This window comes from Cobetia sp. MC34 (assembly GCF_018340035.1).
In the GTDB taxonomy this organism is placed as follows: domain Bacteria; phylum Pseudomonadota; class Gammaproteobacteria; order Pseudomonadales; family Halomonadaceae; genus Cobetia; species Cobetia amphilecti.
Genome location: NZ_JADPPY010000004.1, coordinates 1 through 17,100 on the forward strand (window position 1 = coordinate 1; position 17,100 = coordinate 17,100).

At 62.4% G+C, this 17,100-nt stretch carries 14 protein-coding genes; 13 read left to right on the plus strand and 1 reads right to left on the minus strand.

Annotated elements, in window-relative coordinates; genetic code table 11:
- Window positions 1-148 precede the first annotated feature (148 nt).
- The 12 genes from IZU87_RS03165 to IZU87_RS03220 all read left to right on the plus strand — a co-directional run bounded on the left by IZU87_RS03165 (window position 149) and on the right by IZU87_RS03220 (window position 14,890).
- Window positions 149-631 (plus strand): hypothetical protein, encoded by a 483-nt coding sequence (locus IZU87_RS03165; RefSeq protein WP_213113662.1) that lies wholly within the window; start codon window positions 149-151, stop codon window positions 629-631.
- A 250-nt stretch (window positions 632-881) separates the two neighbouring features.
- Window positions 882-2,432: a sigma-54 interaction domain-containing protein gene (locus IZU87_RS03170; protein WP_249330412.1), complete on the plus strand. Its 1,551-nt coding sequence runs from the start codon at window positions 882-884 to the stop codon at window positions 2,430-2,432.
- A 451-nt stretch (window positions 2,433-2,883) separates the two neighbouring features.
- Window positions 2,884-4,020: a TRAP transporter substrate-binding protein gene (locus IZU87_RS03175; protein WP_082388171.1), complete on the plus strand. Its 1,137-nt coding sequence runs from the start codon at window positions 2,884-2,886 to the stop codon at window positions 4,018-4,020.
- Window positions 4,017-4,748, plus strand: coding sequence for a TRAP transporter small permease subunit (locus tag IZU87_RS03180; RefSeq protein ID WP_082388172.1), 732 nt, complete (start codon window positions 4,017-4,019; stop codon window positions 4,746-4,748). The genes IZU87_RS03175 and IZU87_RS03180 overlap by 4 nt, the downstream gene beginning before the upstream one ends.
- On the plus strand, window positions 4,738-6,087 hold the full coding sequence (locus tag IZU87_RS03185; RefSeq protein ID WP_054555227.1) for a TRAP transporter large permease: 1,350 nt from the start codon (window positions 4,738-4,740) through the stop codon (window positions 6,085-6,087). Before IZU87_RS03180 ends, IZU87_RS03185 begins: the two co-directional genes overlap by 11 nt.
- A gap of 143 nt (window positions 6,088-6,230) precedes the next feature.
- Window positions 6,231-6,854, plus strand: coding sequence for an SDR family NAD(P)-dependent oxidoreductase (locus IZU87_RS03190; RefSeq protein WP_213113663.1), 624 nt, complete (start codon window positions 6,231-6,233; stop codon window positions 6,852-6,854).
- A gap of 232 nt (window positions 6,855-7,086) precedes the next feature.
- The gene (gene tmpA, locus IZU87_RS03195) at window positions 7,087-8,229 is read left to right on the plus strand and encodes a 2-trimethylaminoethylphosphonate dioxygenase (protein WP_474373664.1); all 1,143 of its coding nucleotides are present in this window, start codon (window positions 7,087-7,089) and stop codon (window positions 8,227-8,229) included.
- Window positions 8,226-8,870: an HD domain-containing protein gene (locus tag IZU87_RS03200; protein ID WP_213113664.1), complete on the plus strand. Its 645-nt coding sequence runs from the start codon at window positions 8,226-8,228 to the stop codon at window positions 8,868-8,870. The genes tmpA and IZU87_RS03200 overlap by 4 nt, the downstream gene beginning before the upstream one ends.
- A 209-nt stretch (window positions 8,871-9,079) precedes the next feature.
- On the plus strand, window positions 9,080-10,054 hold the full coding sequence (locus IZU87_RS03205; protein ID WP_213113665.1) for an ABC transporter substrate-binding protein: 975 nt from the start codon (window positions 9,080-9,082) through the stop codon (window positions 10,052-10,054).
- A 433-nt stretch (window positions 10,055-10,487) separates the two neighbouring features.
- Window positions 10,488-11,657 carry an iron-containing alcohol dehydrogenase gene (locus tag IZU87_RS03210; protein WP_213113666.1) on the plus strand — a complete coding sequence of 390 codons (1,170 nt, stop codon included), beginning with the start codon at window positions 10,488-10,490 and terminating at the stop codon, window positions 11,655-11,657.
- A gap of 75 nt (window positions 11,658-11,732) precedes the next feature.
- Window positions 11,733-13,190, plus strand: a complete 1,458-nt coding sequence (locus IZU87_RS03215) for a hypothetical protein (protein ID WP_166019638.1) — start codon at window positions 11,733-11,735, stop codon at window positions 13,188-13,190.
- 65 nt (window positions 13,191-13,255) lie between these two features.
- Window positions 13,256-14,890: a sigma-54 interaction domain-containing protein gene (locus tag IZU87_RS03220; protein WP_213113667.1), complete on the plus strand. Its 1,635-nt coding sequence runs from the start codon at window positions 13,256-13,258 to the stop codon at window positions 14,888-14,890.
- 159 nt (window positions 14,891-15,049) lie between these two features.
- On the opposite strand, the gene IZU87_RS03225 is transcribed toward IZU87_RS03220, so the two are convergent.
- Complete coding sequence (locus IZU87_RS03225) at window positions 15,050-15,727, minus strand: TetR/AcrR family transcriptional regulator (RefSeq protein WP_213113668.1); 678 nt, start codon at window positions 15,725-15,727, stop codon at window positions 15,050-15,052.
- Between the two features lie 244 nt (window positions 15,728-15,971).
- On the opposite strand from IZU87_RS03225, the gene IZU87_RS03230 reads away from it, so the two are divergent.
- Window positions 15,972-17,099, plus strand: coding sequence for an HlyD family secretion protein (locus IZU87_RS03230; RefSeq protein WP_213113669.1), 1,128 nt, complete (start codon window positions 15,972-15,974; stop codon window positions 17,097-17,099).
- Window position 17,100 lies beyond the last annotated feature (1 nt).

Below are 17,100 nucleotides of genomic sequence, written 5' to 3' on the forward strand. Positions count from 1 at the left end.
CTGATGCTCTGCTTGGGCGAATGAGATCTGCTTCATCGGATGGCTCTATCAGGCGGTAGCGATATTGCTAGATTCTACCCCGTCGGTGGCGATCAGGCACCAACGGCAGGATTTGTGCAGTGTTTCCCTAAGAATTCTTAAGTCAATAATGCCTGATTCCCAAGTCGCTAGGGATAACATTATCGATGCTTTTTCTAGGTATTGGTTTGAATATGATAAGTTTGATAATACGATAAAGATCGAGCCACTACGATACTTGACTGGACAATACTCACGTTCAAGTTATGTTTCCTTGCGAGGGGAAATTTCTAACAAAAAAGCAAAAAATTTTCGCCTAGTATTTAAATATTATGGTTCTCAGTGGTTGTTTGCAAAAGACCTACAAGTTAATGTGGATGGCAAGAATTACAATCTAAATGGATTGCGTTTTTCTAGAGATCATACTGATAAGGTTTGGGAGGTCGCTTCTATTCCTCTTAAAGGAAAGGGGCTACAAATCGCCAAAGCTATATCACAAGGTGAAGATGTTGAGGTCAGGTTCAAGGGTAAGCAATATTATCATGACGTTAGGGTGAATAATGGAATGAAAAAAGATATCTCAGCAATGTTAAAATCTATTGAATACTTTTAAATTTATGAGTGGCATTACTTTATTTGTAGTGAAATTTGGGAGTTGAGCAATCTTATATTAGGTAAGTTTTATCTCTACGACCACTGGCTACGTTGATCCTTGGCGGCGGTAGGCCGATGCTGTGGGGGGTGTCCGGTTTTCCGGACGCTGGCTGCGTGATGGCGCAGCCCATAACAATCAGATCCGGCGGGTGTGGTGGCAGAGGGATACGGCTGCCCACGATGACCGGACACGCCAAGGGAGAGCGGTGATGGCTCAGCAGATGCCTGTGTCAGGCGCGGTGGGCGGGGAGAAGATGGCCGCCCCGCTGCGTGATGATCTACCTGCCACCTCGATTCATCTGGAGCGGGCACGCCGCGAGTTGCTGCGTGCCGCGATGGATGCGGTGGAGGAGTGGGTCGTGGTGGTGGATGCCCAGGGCGGTATCCAGTTTCTGAATGCGCCCTATGCAGAGTTTCTCGGCGTTGAGGCCAGCGAGGTGCTGGGGCGCGATGTCAGCGAGGTGATCGAGAACACCCGCATGCACGAGGTGCTGGAGAGCGGACGCGCGGAGCTTGCCCAGCTGCAGTTGATTCGTGGCCATCACATGATTGCCCACCGTTACCCCATCTTCCGCGATGGCGAACTGATCGGTGCCATCGGCTCGGTGCTCTATCACGACACCTGGGAATGGCGGCAGGTGAATGCCCAGGTTCAGGCGCTGGAAGCGGAGGTAGACTATTACCGTCAGGCGCTGGAAACCCCCACCGGCGCGCGCTGGCAGCTGAGTGACATCATCGGCGATTCGCCCGCCATGCGGGAACTTGCCTGCAAGGTGCGCAAGATCGCCCCCGGCGGTGCCTCGGTGTTGATCCGTGGCGAGTCCGGCACCGGCAAGGAGCTTTACGCCCATGCGCTGCACCGCAGCTCGGCGCGTGCCAAGGGCCCCTTCATCAAGCTCAACTGTGCGGCGATTCCCGAAGCGCTGCTGGAAGCGGAGCTGTTCGGCTATGAAGAAGGCGCCTTCACCGGCGCCAAGCGTGGCGGCAAGCCCGGCAAGTTCCAGCTCGCGGATGGCGGCACGCTGTTTCTCGATGAGGTTGGCGACATGCCGTTGGCGATGCAGGCCAAGCTGCTGCGCGTGCTGCAGGACCGCGAGGTCGAGGCGGTCGGTGCGACCCGTCTGGTCAGTGTCGATGTACGTGTCATCGCCGCGACTCACCGCCCGCTGGAAGCGCTGGTCGAGAGCGGCGAATTCCGCGAAGACCTCTTCTATCGCATCAACGTGGTGCCCTTGAAGGTGCCGCCGCTGCGCGAGCGCCGCGACGACCTGCCGACCCTGGCCACGCACCTGTTGTCACGTCTGGCGCGACGCAGTGGCCGCCGCCCGCCGATTCTCTCCAAAGCCGCCCTCGAACGCCTGTGCGCCCACCACTGGCCCGGCAACGTGCGCGAGCTGGAAAACGTGCTCGAAGCTGCCTTCTATCTGGGCGGCAGCCATATCCAACCGACCGACTTGCCGGATGCCATCGGCGCCCGGCATGGCGATGCGCGGCATGGCGATGCCCGGCACGGCGCTACCCATCAAAGCGACTTGTCCACACCCGCTTCAGCGGCCGAGTCGTCCACAACAGCCCGGGAGTTGCACACCACGCCGGCCACACTGCGTGAGGCGATGGCCCAGGCGGAGCGCCAATTGATCGAGGACGCGCTGCGCGCCGCCGAGGGCAATCGCACCCGCGCCGCCCGTCAGCTCGGCATCGCCAAGTCCTCGCTCTACGAGAAGCTCAATCGGCATGGCCTGTTGGCTGAAACGTCCTGATCGACCGGCATTTCACCTCCCCGCCACCAACGAGTGGCCAAAGCGTCCGGAATCTCGGTCAGTGACCGGAATTCCGGACGCTTTGCGTTTCTCGCCACCTCACAGCGTGCATAGCCGCATGGGGTCTGCATTCCTCTATCGGCATATTCGACTGGAGTCGTAGACAGAATTCATGTCAGCGCGCGACCTTGGTCGCAGCCTTGGCGGCCTGAGTGTCCGGCTTTCCGGACGCTGACGTGAGCCGATACTGTCGCTCAGGGCGCGGTGAGTCGCCTCGCGCGGGCCTTGCTCCCGTAGCTCTCTGAAATCATTGACGTTGTTGTGGCGTGGTCAGCCGCTTGCGTTGTCATCGGGTAAGTTGACGTAAGCGTCATCTTGCAACGTGACTCATGTCCAGCAAGCCTCAAGCCGTACGACCAGCGAGCACAACAACAAATCAGGGAGCCGCACCATGTCGCAACACGCCACGCCGTATCAATCGACGCCGACCCGCCGCCTGCGCCTCGGAGCTGCCATTGCGGCGGCCGTGGCCACCACCACCTTGATGGCCGCCGCGCCAGCCCAGGCGGAAGGGCCGAAACAGCTCGACGTCGCCAGTACCTTCTCGACCAAGAACTTCCTCGGTGCCGGTGCCGTGCGCCTGTCCGAGGAACTCAAGAGCGCGACCGGCGGCGAAGTCGGCCTGCGCGTGCACGAGCCGGGGGACCTGGTGCCGGCCTTCGAAGTCTTCAACTCCGTGTCTTCCGGTGCCATCCAGGCCGGTTGGGACTGGATGGGCTACTGGGCCGGCACGGTGCCGATCACCAACCTCTACGGCGCACTGCCGTTCGGCCCGAGCCCGGAAGCCTTCATGTCCTGGATGTGGGCCGGTGAGGGTACCGAGCTTGTGCAGGCCGCCTACGACCCCTACGGCGTGAAGGTGCTGCCGTGCTTCATCTCGCCGCAGGAAACCGGCGGCTGGTACAACAAGGAAATCAACTCGCCGGAGGACTTCAAGGGCCTGTCGATGCGCATCTCAGGCCTTGGCGCCAAGGTGCTCAACAAGCTGGGCGCCTCGACTCAGCTGGTGCCGGGCAGCGAGATCTACCTCGCGCTGGAGCGTGGCCGTGTCGATGCCACCGAGTTCTCGGTGCCGCAGGTCGATCAGGCGATGGGCTTCAATGAAGTCGCCAAGTACTACTACTTCCCGGGTTGGCACCAGAGCGCCAGCTGGTTCTCGCTGCTGATCAACCAGCAGGTGTGGGACAGCTACAGCGATGAGCGCAAGGCGCAGTTCCAGACTGCCTGCCGCGCGACCCTGCAGTGGGCGATGGCCGAAGCGCCGCCGGCTCAGGTGCGTGCGATCCATGAGCTCGAGGAGAAGGGTGTCGAGGTCAAGCGCTTCCCGGAGCCGGTGATGACCGCGCTGCAGGAAGCCTGGGGTGAAGTGCTGGCCGAAGAGAAGCAGACCAATCCTGACTTCGCCAAGGCCTACGATTCGCTGATGAAGCACGCCGCACTGATCGACGAATGGTACGAGCTGCAGGCCATGCCGCAGCCGATGGCCATGAAGCAGGCAGACAACGCTGACGAGGGTAGCGCCCAATGACCGACCCCCGCCTTGCGCCCTGGCGGGCACAGGGCGGGGCGGTGTGTGACGCCCTGGGTCGACCGCTGGTCGGCCTGGGGCTGTGGGTGGGTCGCCTGACCAGCTGGTTGGGTCTGGCGATCATCCTGGCCGTGCTCACCACCGTCACGCTCAACGCCCTGGGCATCAATGAAATCGCCAACTGGGGGTCGCCCGACGTGCTGCTGTTCGGCACCGCGATCACCATCAATTCCGTCACCGAGTTGCAGTGGCACCTGTTCGGTCTGCTGACGCTCTTCGGTGGCACCTACGCCCTGCACAGCGATACGCATGTGCGGGTCGACCTGTTCTATCAGCGCCTCTCGCCGCGCGGACGCGCCGTGGTCGATATCCTCGGCCATATCATCATGCTGATTCCCTTCTGCCTGCTGATCGCCTGGCTGTCCAAGCACTTCGTCACCATGTCCTACATGTCCGGCGAGAAGTCCAACTATGGCGGTCTGGTAGACCGTTACCTGATCAAGGCGATGCTGCCGACGGGGCTGGTGTTCCTCGCCCTCGGCGCGCTGGGGCAGATCTTCGAGAATCTGGCCTGCCTGTTCGACCCGGCGCGCACCCCCGAGCGCCTGAAAGACCACGAGATTGCCAGTCTGGCCGGCCTTGCGGATCAGCAGAATGCTGCGCAAGCGACCACCGACGCCACGGCACCCCAGAATCATGCAGACGGGAGCCATGACAATGCTCGCTGAATACGCCTTGCCCATCACCATGGTGGTGGCACTTCTGATCGGTATCTTCTCCGGCTACCCGGTGGCCTTTCTGCTCGGCGGGCTGGGCATCCTGTTCGCCTTCATCGGCGACATCCCGCTGCCGTTTCTCGGCACCGTCGGCTCGCGCATCTTCGGCGGCGTGATCGAGAACTGGCTGCTGATCGCGATTCCGCTGTTCGTGTTCATGGGGCTGATGCTGGAAAGCTCCGGCGTGGCGCGCAATCTGCTGATGACACTGCAGCGACTGTTCGGTCGCGTGCATGGCGGTCTGGCCGTCTCGGTGGCGCTGCTGGGCGTGGTGATGGCCGCCAGTACCGGCATCATCGGTGCCTCGGTGGTCATGCTGGGTCTGCTGGCGCTGCCGGTGATGCTGGGGCAGGGCTACAAGGCCGAGATGGCCTGCGGGGTCATCGCGGCCTCCGGCACCCTGGGCATCCTGATTCCGCCCTCGATCATGCTGGTGCTGATGGGCTCCATCCTGCAGATCTCGGTGGGGGCGCTGTTCAAGGCGGCGCTGATTCCGGGGCTGATGCTCGGCGCGCTCTACGTCGCCTATCTGCTGATCACCGCCAAGCTGCGCCCGGACTGGGCACCGCTGCCGGACCAGTCGCTGCTCGGCACCGACAAGACACCGTTGCCGCTGGCACTGCTGCGTGACCTGCTCGGCCCGATGGTGCTGATCGTCGCGGTGCTGGGGTCGATCATGACCGGTATCGCCACGCCCACCGAGGCTGCGGCCATCGGTGCGGGTGGCAGCTTGCTGCTGGCGCTGGTGATGGGCGGACTGTCCTTCTCCACCCTGCGCAACACGCTGCGCGATACCTCGCGGACCAGCGCGATGATCCTGTTCGTCGTCATCGGCGCGACCTGCTTCTCGGTGGTCTTCAAGCGCCTCGGCGGTGACTACCTGATCGAGGATGTCATCACCGGCACCGGCCTTGGCCCTTACGGCCTGCTGTTGCTGCTGATGGGGCTGATCTTCGTGCTCGGCTTCTTCCTCGAGTGGATCGAGATCAGCTTCGTGGTGCTGCCGCTGGTAGCGCCGGTGGTCGAGGCGCTGGACTTCGGGCTCGGGCTTTCCGGCCAGGGGCTGCTGGTGTGGTTCGCGATTCTGGTCGCCATCAACCTGCAGACGAGTTTCCTGACGCCACCCTTCGGCTATGCGTTGTTCTATCTCAAGGGCATCACCGCCGGGCAGGTGTCCATCGGCACCATCTATCGCTCGATTCTGCCCTTCGTCGGCCTGCAGCTGGCGGGTCTGATCCTGTGCATGCTGTTCCCGGCGCTGGTGCTGTGGCTGCCGGGTCTGATGCCCTGACCCACGCCACTTGGGACATCACAGGGAGGTGATGTCTGGGTAAGCAGAGAGCTGAGCAGAGGGTTGAGCAAAGAGCTGAGCAGCGCAGCGCGGCATGAGGCACGCAGGGGCGACCCTTCGGGGGTTCTATCAGGGAGAATGAGATGCTGCCACGACGCAGGGTATTGATCGCGGGGCAGGGGGAGTGGCTGGAGGCCATGGCGCGCACCTTCCTGGAAGATGGCGCCATCATCGCCCTGATGGGCACCGCGCCGGCGGACCTCGAACGCGTGCTGGATGCACTGGGCGGCGAGCAGTCGGATCGCTTCGGCCAGGTGGTCGGCGAGGGCTGCTTCGAGACATTGGTGGCGCGTCTCGGGCGCCTCGACGTACTGGTCTGCATGCCGCCTCAGGCCATGGCCGGGCAGTCGCTGGAAGCCTGTCTGGTCGCGCAGGTCGCCGGTCCTGGTGCCTTGCTCAAGGCGGCCTGTGCGCGCATGTTGCGCCACGGCGGGCGCCTGCTGGCGGTGGCACCACCGCTGCCTTCGCAGCTGTCCTCATCGCTGTCCTCGCAGCTGTCCTCTCAGGAGCATCACGGCACTGCCATGGCACAGGCGGCGCTGAGTGAGTTGATCCAGCGGCTGGCATCACGCGCGCCGGACAAGGTGCGCGCCAATCTGCTGTGCCCCGAGGGCAGCCGACCGGACGCCGTGGCGGAATGCGCGCGCTTTCTGGCCGGTGGCGCCGGGCGCTCCCTCAATGGTCAGGTGCTGCACCTGAGCGACTGATCTCCCGACAGACGTTTGACAACACAAGCGGCCGTGGCATTGCCACGGCCGCTTGTCGTCGTCTGCTGGTCTGACATATGGCCAATTTGATCAAATATACGTCCAATAATATCAATCCGCTCTGGCTGAAGTGATTAAGGTAGAAGGAGACTCAGCGTCGCACCAGCATCCGCGAGCAGGTACCTGACCAGTAAAACAACAGTGCCGCTCCCTCAGCCGTGGAGATCATCGAGTGCCCAGCAGCCCGCATTCCGTCAGCCTGAAAGACCATGGACAACAACTGCATCTGAGCCACGCCGAGGGCGATCTGACCCTCGAGGCGCTCTGGCTGCGTGAGCGGAGTCCCGATGAAACGACGCTCGACTCCCTCACCGGTCAGCGCCTGATCGAGGCGGCGGACCTGCCGCTGGACCTGAGCCTGACTCAGGCACAATTGGATGGCGACACGCTGTCGCTGGCCTTCAGTGACGGCCATGCGGCGAGCTTCTCGTTGGCGGCCCTGCTGGCGGAGTGTCAGCCGTGTGAGGCCTATCAGGGCATGACCTTCTGGCAGGGGAGTCTCGCCCAGCTGCCCGAGGCCGACTTCGCGGCGGCGCTGGAGGATGACGCGGCCTTGCTGGACATGCTGGAGCAGTTGCAGCGCTTCGGCTTCGTGCGGGTCAGCGGCGTGCCGGACACGGAGGACGGCATGCAGGAGCTGATCCACCGTATCGGGCCGCTGCGGCGCACCAACTGGGGCGGTATCGCCGACGTGAAATCCGTCGCCAATGCCTATGACCTCACGATGACCCAGCGCGGGCTGGAGCCGCATACCGACAATCCCTACCGCGACCCGATTCCGGGCTATATCTGGCTGCACTGTCTGCGCAACGCGGCCCAGGGCGGCGACAGCATGCTGGTGGATGGCTACAGCGCGGCGGAGCACCTGCGTCGTGAAGATCCCGAGGTCTTCGCCTGCCTGACAGAAGTCAGCCCCGGCTTCCGCTACCACGACGCCAGCACGCGCCTAGAAAGCGAAGGCCCGCTGATCGAGCTGGATAGCCGTGGTCAGGTCGCCCGGGTACGTTTCTCAAACCGCACCGAGCGGGTGCCGGCGCTGCCCGGCGCGACGCTGCGTCGCTACTACGCTGCCCGCCAGGCGTTCTATCGCCTGATCTCCGGTGATGACTTCACGCTGCACCTCAAGCTGGCACCGGGCCAGATGCTGATCATGGACAACTACCGGCTGTTCCATGGTCGCAGCGCCTTCCAGCTGGAGGGCGGCATCCGCCATATGCGCCAGGGCTACGTGGACCGCGACTCCACCGCCAGCCGCCGTCTGCTGCTGGCCGATCAGCTCGCCGGTCAGTTCGCCAATGAGGAGGCCAGCGCATGAGCGAGCAGGCCCGCTTCCGCAGTTTCGAGGAAAGCACGCATGCCGAGTGGGCGCTGATCGATGCGCGCTTCCGGGAATATCAGTCTGATGCCTGCCGGCGTGTGATCGAGCATCTTGGGCGTCTCAAGGGCGATCACCACGGATATCCGGTCGATCGCTACGAACACTGCCTGCAGACCGCTACCCGCGCGCTGCGCGCCGGCGCCGATGAGGAGATGGTGGTCTGCGCGCTGCTGCATGACATCGGCGATGACCTGGCACCAGCCAATCATGCCGAGATCGCCGCCGGTATCCTCGAGCCGTTCATCGACCCGCTGAACACCTGGATGATTCGTCATCACGAGCTGTTCCAGGGCTATCACTACCGCGAATTCTTCGGGCAGGACCGCCACGCCCGCGAGGCACATGCCGGGCACCCCGCCTATGAGCGCACCGTGCGCTTCTGTGATGAGTGGGACCAGATCAGCTTCGACCCCGAATACGACACCCTGCCGCTTGAGCATTTCATCCCGATGCTGGAGCGCGTGATGGCGCGCGCGCCCTTCGGCGGCTTGCCGGATCTGGTGCCGGAGCCAGAAATTGAGGCAGAAATGGAGCCAGAACTTGAGAAGGGCATGGCCAGGCAGGCCAGTGCTCGCTGAAGACGCACTCCTCTGGAGGGTAAAGCTCCAACGAATCAATTGCTTGCGGCGAATTCAGCGACGCAGCAGGGCGGAGAAGACACAAGCGCCGACAACGACCACGACAGCGCCGTGAGCGATGGACACGCACGACGACCGCCATATATGAAGCCTTTCAGCCCCGACAACAACAAGGCCCGGCGCGACCGGAACCGACAAGGAAAGACACGATGACCACCACCCCGTACCCCCTGACACCTACGACGCAGCACGGCGTCCGCCGTGGCCTGCTTGCCCTCGCGACGCTGCTGCTCAGCACGGCTAGCCTGGCAGCCTCGGCCCAGGACAAGGATGACGAGCTGACGCTGATCGTGCCGCCGTGGCCCGGCGTCACCGTCAAGAGCGAGATCGTCACCCAGATTCTCGCCCCGCTGGGTTACGACGTGGAGCGACAGGAAGTCAGCTCCACCGTCGGCTACAACACCCTGACCACCGGCGACAGCGACGCCTTCCTCGCTGGCTGGCTGCCTGCCCAGAAAGACAGTTATGACGCGGCCATGGCCGCCGGTGCGATCACCGATCTCGGCAACAACGTCACCGGCGCCCGCATGGGCTTCGCGGTGCCGGGCTATGTCTACGAGGCCGGCATCCACAGCGCCGCGGACCTTGCCGCCCACGCCGAGCAATTCGACGAGACCGTCTACTCCATCGAAAGCGGCTCTACCGTCAGCGACATGCTCAATGGCGCCATTGACAATGATGTCTATGGCCTGGGCGACTGGGATGCGATGGAGTCCTCGACGCCCGGCATGCTCAGCGAGGTGCGTGCCGCCCAGCGCGAGCAACGCTGGATCGCCTTCTACGGCTGGACACCGCACTGGATGGTGCCGGAATTCGACACCCATATCCTGGAGGATCCGGAGTCGGTGTTCGGCCCCGACAATGGCGCCAGTGACGTCAAGACCGTCGTGCGTGCCGCCTACGCCGAAGCCAATCCCAACCTCGCCCGCTTCCTCGATCAGCTGGTCTTCAGCTCCGAAGAGCAGAGCGGCTTCATCCTCGATTACAGCCTCAAGGAGCGTGACCTCGATGAGGTGGCGCACGACTGGCTGGCCGCCAATCCGGACCGGCTGGCGGAATTTCTCGCCGACGTGACCACGCGCGATGGCGAGGATGCCCTGGCCGCCGTGAAGGCCAGCTTGTGAGGCTGACCTAGCCTTGCTGCCGCCTTGACGGCATGGGCGGGCGCCGAGGGATGGCTCCCGCCCTCGGCCTCTTGCAGAGCGGGACCTGTCGCTCTGCGTACCGCTCTTCGCGCTCTGCTCTGGGCTCTGTTCTGCTTTCTGCGGGGTGCGCTTCTGGTCATTCGCATACTTTTCGGTATAGGCAATCCACGCCGACTGCACAGCATGATAGGTATCGTCTCTGATTCCATGGGGAATCTAATTGGCGCTTATTTGATGCGATATAGAATCACCTCTAGACCATTGGTGTAGCGACCTTGGAAGGGTGGTTAAAAACAATGCTAGTAATATCAGTAGGTTGTAAGGTGAATGGTGCTGGCATGGCGCTTGCTATCCACAGTGACAAGAGACGCGGTCAGCGGATTCATCTCGTCACACACCAAAGGATATCGCCATGACTATCGCCAGCTTCAAATCTGCCAATCGTCTGATCACCGGACAACAAGCCTCGACTCGTCTTGCTGAGGAGGTCATGCGACTGGGCATGCATTCGCCGATGTTGGTCACCGACCCTGGTGTACTGGGGTCCGGAACACTGGAGCCGATCAAGGCTCAATTGGATGACCTCAAGTCCAGGGGACACCTGACGGACTATCGCATCTTCAGTGATGTCAGCGCCGAACCTGAAGTGCATATCGTCGAGGACTGCATGAGCAGCTACCGCGAGGGGGGCTGCGATAGCCTGATCGCGGTAGGCGGTGGCAGTGCGATGGATATCGCCAAATGCGTGGCGGTGTATGCCACCCATGATGGTGATCTCGAGAGTCTGTTTGGCGAGAACAAGGCGCGTGTCCGCGGTGCGCCACTTATCGCCATGCCGACGACATCAGGCACCGGGTCCGAGGTGACCAACATCGGGATTCTGTCTGATACCGAAGCGAGGATGAAGAAAGGCATCGTCAATGATTACTTGCTGCCAGATGTCGCCATCGTTGCCCCGGAGCTGACGGTGAGCTGCCCCCGCCATGTCACTGCCGCCAGCGGTGTCGATGCGCTCGTCCACGCCATCGAAGCCTATCTTTCCAATTTCGCCACGCCGATCACCGATGCACTGGCCATCAAGGCCATGCGCCTGATCATCAAGGCCTTGCCCAAGGCCTATGCCAATCCTGCCGATCTCAAGGCGCGTGAAGACATGGCGACTGGCAGTCTGCTGGCCGGGATGGCGTTCGGTAATGCCGGTGTCGGGGCGGTGCACGCCTTGGCCTATCCGTTGGGAGGGCGCTACCACCTGCCACATGGCGTGACCAATGCGCTGCTGTTGCCCCACGTGATGCGCTGGAATGCATTGGCTTGTGTCGAGCGCTTCCGAGATATTGCGGAGGCCCTCGATACATCACATCGCAAGCTCAAGGATGAAGCGACTGCCGAACTGGTCGTCGAGCGACTACATAAGCTATGTCGTGATGTGGACATCCCCAGCGGCCTGCGCCATTTCGACATCCCCGAAGAGGACATCCCCTCACTTGCGGCAGATGCCTTCAAGGTCGAACGCCTGCTGCGCAACAATCCACGCCAGCTCAGCCAGGCCGATATCGAAAGTATCTATCGCGCGGCCTACTGAAGCGCTGAATCTCCTTTCTGAACACCATCTCCACCACAGGTGAAGATGCATAACGATAACAACAGGAACGCCATCATGAGCCACTGGAAAACCCGCCAGCCCGGTGAGGAAAGCCCCTACTTCGCGCTGGGGCCCTTCAAGATTCGTCTTCCCTTCCTGCACTACCGTTTCGAGCTGCCCGACTACCTGCAAGGGCTGTTGATGTGCGCGGTGGATCTCGCCGCCATCCCGTTGATGACGGAGCTCCTGGGCATGCCGTTCGAGGCCGCACTGGCCATCGTGATGCTCAATGGTCTGCTGTATCTGGTTCACCACCTGCTGGGCGACCCGGTCATTCCCGGCTGGATCACGCCGGCCATTCCACTGTTGATGGCCTATGTGGCGACCTTCCCGGAGGGGGAGACGCGGGTGCATGCCTTGATTGCCTTCCAGCTGATGCTCGGGATACTGGCCATCGTGCTCGGGCGAACGGGGCTGGCCAGCAAGGTGGTCAACATGATCCCCTCGGCGATCAAGGCTGGCATCATCATGGGCGCGGGGTTGGCCGCAATCAGCGTGGTCTTCAAGGAAGGCGGGCGTTTCGACACCTATCCCATCACCATCAGCATCGCAGTAGGTCTGGCTTTCTACATCATCTTCTCGCGTCATTTCGCCAAGCTGAAGACCACGAATCCGTTCTGGAGCAATCTCGGCAAGCTGGGCATCTTCCCGATCATCCTGCTGGCGATCGTCGTCGCTCCGCTGGTGGGCGAGGCCGCATGGCCTGATGTGCAGTGGGGCTTCAGCCAACCTGATTTCGTGACCATGTTCAGCCAGTACACTGTCTTCGGTGTCGGCTTGCCGCCGCTGTCGATGTTCCTGACGGCGCTGCCGACCGTGCTGGCTGCCTATATCGTGCTGTTCGGCGATGTTCTGCAGTCCAAGGCACTGGTCGAGGAGGCTGATGAGTCCCGCCCCGACGAGAAGATCGACTACGACGCCAACCGTGCACACATGATCTTCGGCGGGCGCAATACACTGATGAGTCTCTTCGGCCCGGACGTCACCATGTGTGGCCCGCTGTGGGCTGCCATGCAGGTGGTGGTGGTCGAACGCTACAAGGAAGGCAAGCAGGCGATGCATTCGCTGTTCGGTGGCTCGGGCTCATTCCGCTGGGGCACCAACACCGGTCTGCTGTTACTGCCCATCGTCAGTCTGGTCCAGCCCATCCTGGGGATAGCATTGGCACTGACGCTGTTGATCCAGGGCTATGTCAGCGTGCGCTTGGGCATTCTGGAAGCGCGTAGCCAGCGCGACCTGGGCATTGCCGGGGTGATCGCCGCCGTACTGGTCATCAAGGGGGCTGCCTGGGCCTTCGGGATCGGCATTGCGCTGTGTCTGCTGATCTACGGCAAGCGCTTCTTCTCCGGCGAGATCGATGAGACCTTCAGTCGTGATATCGGCAAGTCAGATATCGCGCCGGCCGACAGCAAGACAGCAAGCCTGTCCTCGACAGGTGCCGCTTCGACAGACTCCCCGACGTCCTCGCATTGACGTATCGTGACCCCATGTCCCCCCGCCGCCTGAGCGCGCGGGGGTTTCTGCCGGGGGAGTCGTCAATGCAGAACGTGGAGCAGGATCTCAGGCTTGAAGCAGCGCTGGCGTTGCTGGAGCGCCAGTCACTGGAGGCCGTCAAGGTCATCGATACACGTGGTGAGGTTATCGGTATCTTGACGCGTCAGGAGGTGGAGTCCGCCGCGGAACTCAAGGAACGCCTCGCGCTCTCCAATCAGCGGGGCAGCTCAACCGGGAAGAATGCCACGGAGGTTGGCGCGAATCCGGCGTCTGATCTGCTGGCTCAGGTGCCGACCCAGCGATTGCTGGATGCCCTGCATGACGGTGTCTATATCACCGATGGGCGTGGCGTGACCGTCGCCATCAATCAGGCCTATGAGCGTATTACCGGGCTCAAGCGCAGTGACGTGCTGGGGCATCACATGCAGGAGCTGGTGCGCCGGGGGTATATCTCCAAGTCGGTGTCATTGGAGGTCATCCGTGACGGCAAGCCCGTCACCCTCGTGCAGAGTCTGCGCGATGGCCGCAAGATATTGGTCAGCGGTCTCCCGATGCTGGCCCACGACGGCACCTTGAGCCATGTGGTCACCAGCGTGCGCGATATCACCGAGCTGCTGCGCGCCAAGCATGCACAGGAGCAGCTGCGTCAACTGCACTCTCTGCATGACACCTACAGCGTCAGCTCCGGGACGGATGAACAGTCGCTGGAGCTGGTGACCAGTGACGCTACTGCCGACTGTTTCGCGTTGGCGGAACGCGTGGCTGCCACTGATGTGAAGGTGTTGATTCAGGGCGAGACGGGAACGGGCAAGACGCTGCTGGCCCGCTATCTTCACGAGCACAGCACGCGTGCCGAGGGGGTATTCCTTGAGCTCAACTGTGCTGCCTTGCCGGAAGGGCTGCTGGAAGCCGAGTTGTTCGGCTATGCGCCTGGCGCCTTCACCGGTGCAAACGCACGTGGCAAGCAGGGGCTTCTGGACGTCGCCAATGGTGGCACGCTCTTCCTGGATGAGATCGGTGATCTGCCGCTTTCATTGCAGGCCAAATTGTTGAAGGTCGTCGAGGAGCAGCGTTTCATGCCTGTCGGCGGGACAGAGCTTCGGCGCACCAACGTCCGTCTGCTGATCGCCTCACATCATGATCTGGCTGCTCGGGTGAAGGAGGGACGTTTCCGGGAAGACCTCTACTATCGCCTGAGTGTCGTGCCCATCACGCTGCCACCGCTGCGTGAGCGGCGCAGCGAAGTGATCCCGCTGCTGCAGCATTACCTCCGCCATTTCTGTCAGCGTCATGCACTGGTCCGGCGCCTTGATCCTGAAGTGCTCGAACTGCTGGGCGGCCATGCATGGCCCGGTAATATCCGTGAGTTGATCAATCTGGTGGAGCGCCTCGTGGTGACCACCACCAACGAGGTGATCACGTCCGATGTCTTGCCGGCAGAGTATCTTGCGGCGCATGCCAGTTCCGGGTGGGATGACTCGATGATACTCGGCGCGATAACCGCCCCGGAGGATGGCACACAGGAGCGCACGCTGAAGGAACATATCGAAGCTCTGGAGCGGCGCTTGATCGAGCAAGCCCTGGAAAAGCACCGCACCACTCGCGCTGCGGCGGCATCGCTGGGGATCAACCAGTCGACGCTGGTCAAGAAGATGCAGAAGTTCACCCACACGCCCTGAAGCCGGCAGTGCTGCCCGGGCCTTTACTCATCCTCGACCCTCGCTTTTCACCTCTTCAATCCTCCCTCGATGATCGTGTGCCCGCTTTCCTTTCACAGCTTGTCCCTCAGGCTCCGAAGCCAGCAAGCTCTTCAACTTGCTCCGAAGCCAGCAAGCTCTCTAACTTGCCCCGAAGCCGGCAAGAAAGACGCGCACACAGCGTCTGACATGTGGGCGGAGTCGTTCGGGGCTTGCGGTGTCGGGTGGGCAGCCGAGCAGGGCGTCGACATGCAGCGGGTTGAGCAGCATGCCGGTGAGCAGGTTGGCGGCGGCCAGCGGTTCCTGGCCGAGGCCGGTGGACGGCAGGTGGCCCTGGGCGACCTGACGCGACAGGTAGCCTGCCAGGCGTTGTCGCGTCAGCTTGGGGCCGTTGTCGAGGAACAGCTTGCCGAGCTGCGGGTTGCGGCCGCTCTCGAAGGCGAGGCCACGGAACAGGCGGATCAGTTCGGGCGCGAGGGCCAGCGCCAGCATCGCCATGCCGAAGTCTTCCAGCGCTTCCTCGACACTGCGTGTCTCGTTGGCTTCGTGGTCCATCACCGACCACACCGTCTGCGCCTCCTGCTGCATCACGGCCAGAAACAGGCCGTCCTTGTTGCCGAAATTACGATACAGCGTTGCCAGTGATCCGCCGGCCTGCCGGGCGATCTCATTGATGCTGGTCGCGGCGAAGCCGTGTTCGAGGAAGTGTTCACGCGCGACTTCCAGTTGGCGTTTGCGGCGTGCTTCCCCGCGCGGTGAGGCGCGAGTCGTGGTGCTTCCCGAGTCAGGGGCGGTCTCTGATGAGGGCGAATCAGTCATGTGAGTGTCCTGTCTGTGATCCGGAAACCGCCTGAAGCAGGCAAGGTTGCGATATTGCGAACGAGAGACGCTGTCTGTCGAAACTGTCGGGGCTGCCTCAAGGAAGTGTAGTATTCATTACACTTTGTGGCGATGCAAGATGATAGCCGTGGCCTGAGCGCTCGCAAGCGCCGTGGCCGCCTCATCCGCAGCGTCAGACAGATTACACGCCTGTCACCGACAGGCAGCAAGAGAGAGTCGCCGAATGAACAAGGCAGGCAAGGGTGTCGTGGCACTCATCGTGGTGGCGGGCGTGATCGCTGGTGGAGTGATGGGGGTCGAATGGTGGCAGGTCGGGCGCTTCATGCAGGAGACCGACAACGCCTATGTGCGTACCGACAGCGTCGCGGTGCGCTCCGAGATCACCGCGCGGGTGACGCGCATGCTGGTGCATGACAACCAGCCGGTGAAGAAGGGGCAGTTGCTGGTGCAGCTGGATGACGAAGATGCCAGGGCCAATCTGGACCAGGCCAGTGCCGCGCTGGACAACGCCCGCACCGGGGGAGTCCAGGCCGAGCGTCAGCTGGATCTGCAAGGCGCGAAGATCGACGAGGCCAAGGCCGCGCTGGCCTCGGCCAGGGCCGAACGCGATCAGGCGGCGCTGCATCTCAAGCGCTCCAGAAGTCTGGAGAGCCGCAGCTACGCCTCGCGTCAGTCCTATGAAGATGACCAGGTGACCATGCGCACCGCCGAGGCGAGCGTTGCCCAGAAGCAGGCCGCGCTGGTGTCTGCCCGGCAGCAGCTTGAGGTCTACAAGGCGCAGCTGGAGTCGGCGCGTGCCCAGGTGGTGTCAGCAGCGGCGGATCTCGCCTACGCGCGCCACCAGCTGGAGAAGACCTCGATCTACGCGCCGCAAGATGGCGTGGTCGGTAATCGCAGTGTCGAGGTGGGCACCATGGCCAGCGCCTCGTTGACCTTGATGCAGCTGGTGCCGGTGAAGAGCGCCTATGTGGTGGCAAACTACAAGGAAACCCAGACCGAGCGCATGCGCGTCGGCCAGCCGGTCAGTCTCGAGGTGGATGCCTACCCGGACATCGAGTTTGAGGGCGTGGTGGATAGCCTGGCGCCGGCGACCGGCACCGAGTTCAGTCTGCTGCCGACCGACAACGCCACCGGCAACTTCAACAAGATCGTCCAGCGTGTGCCGGTGCGCATTCGCCTGACCGGCCCAGCGGATGCGCTGCCGCGTCTGCGCGCCGGTCTGTCGGTCATCCCCAGCGTCGATACACGAGAGCTTGCGGACACCGGCACCTATGCCGTCGATAGCCTCTCCAGGGACGTCCTCGCGCCCGATGCCGCGCAGGTCGCCAGCGCTGATCGCGGAGCGCAGTAAG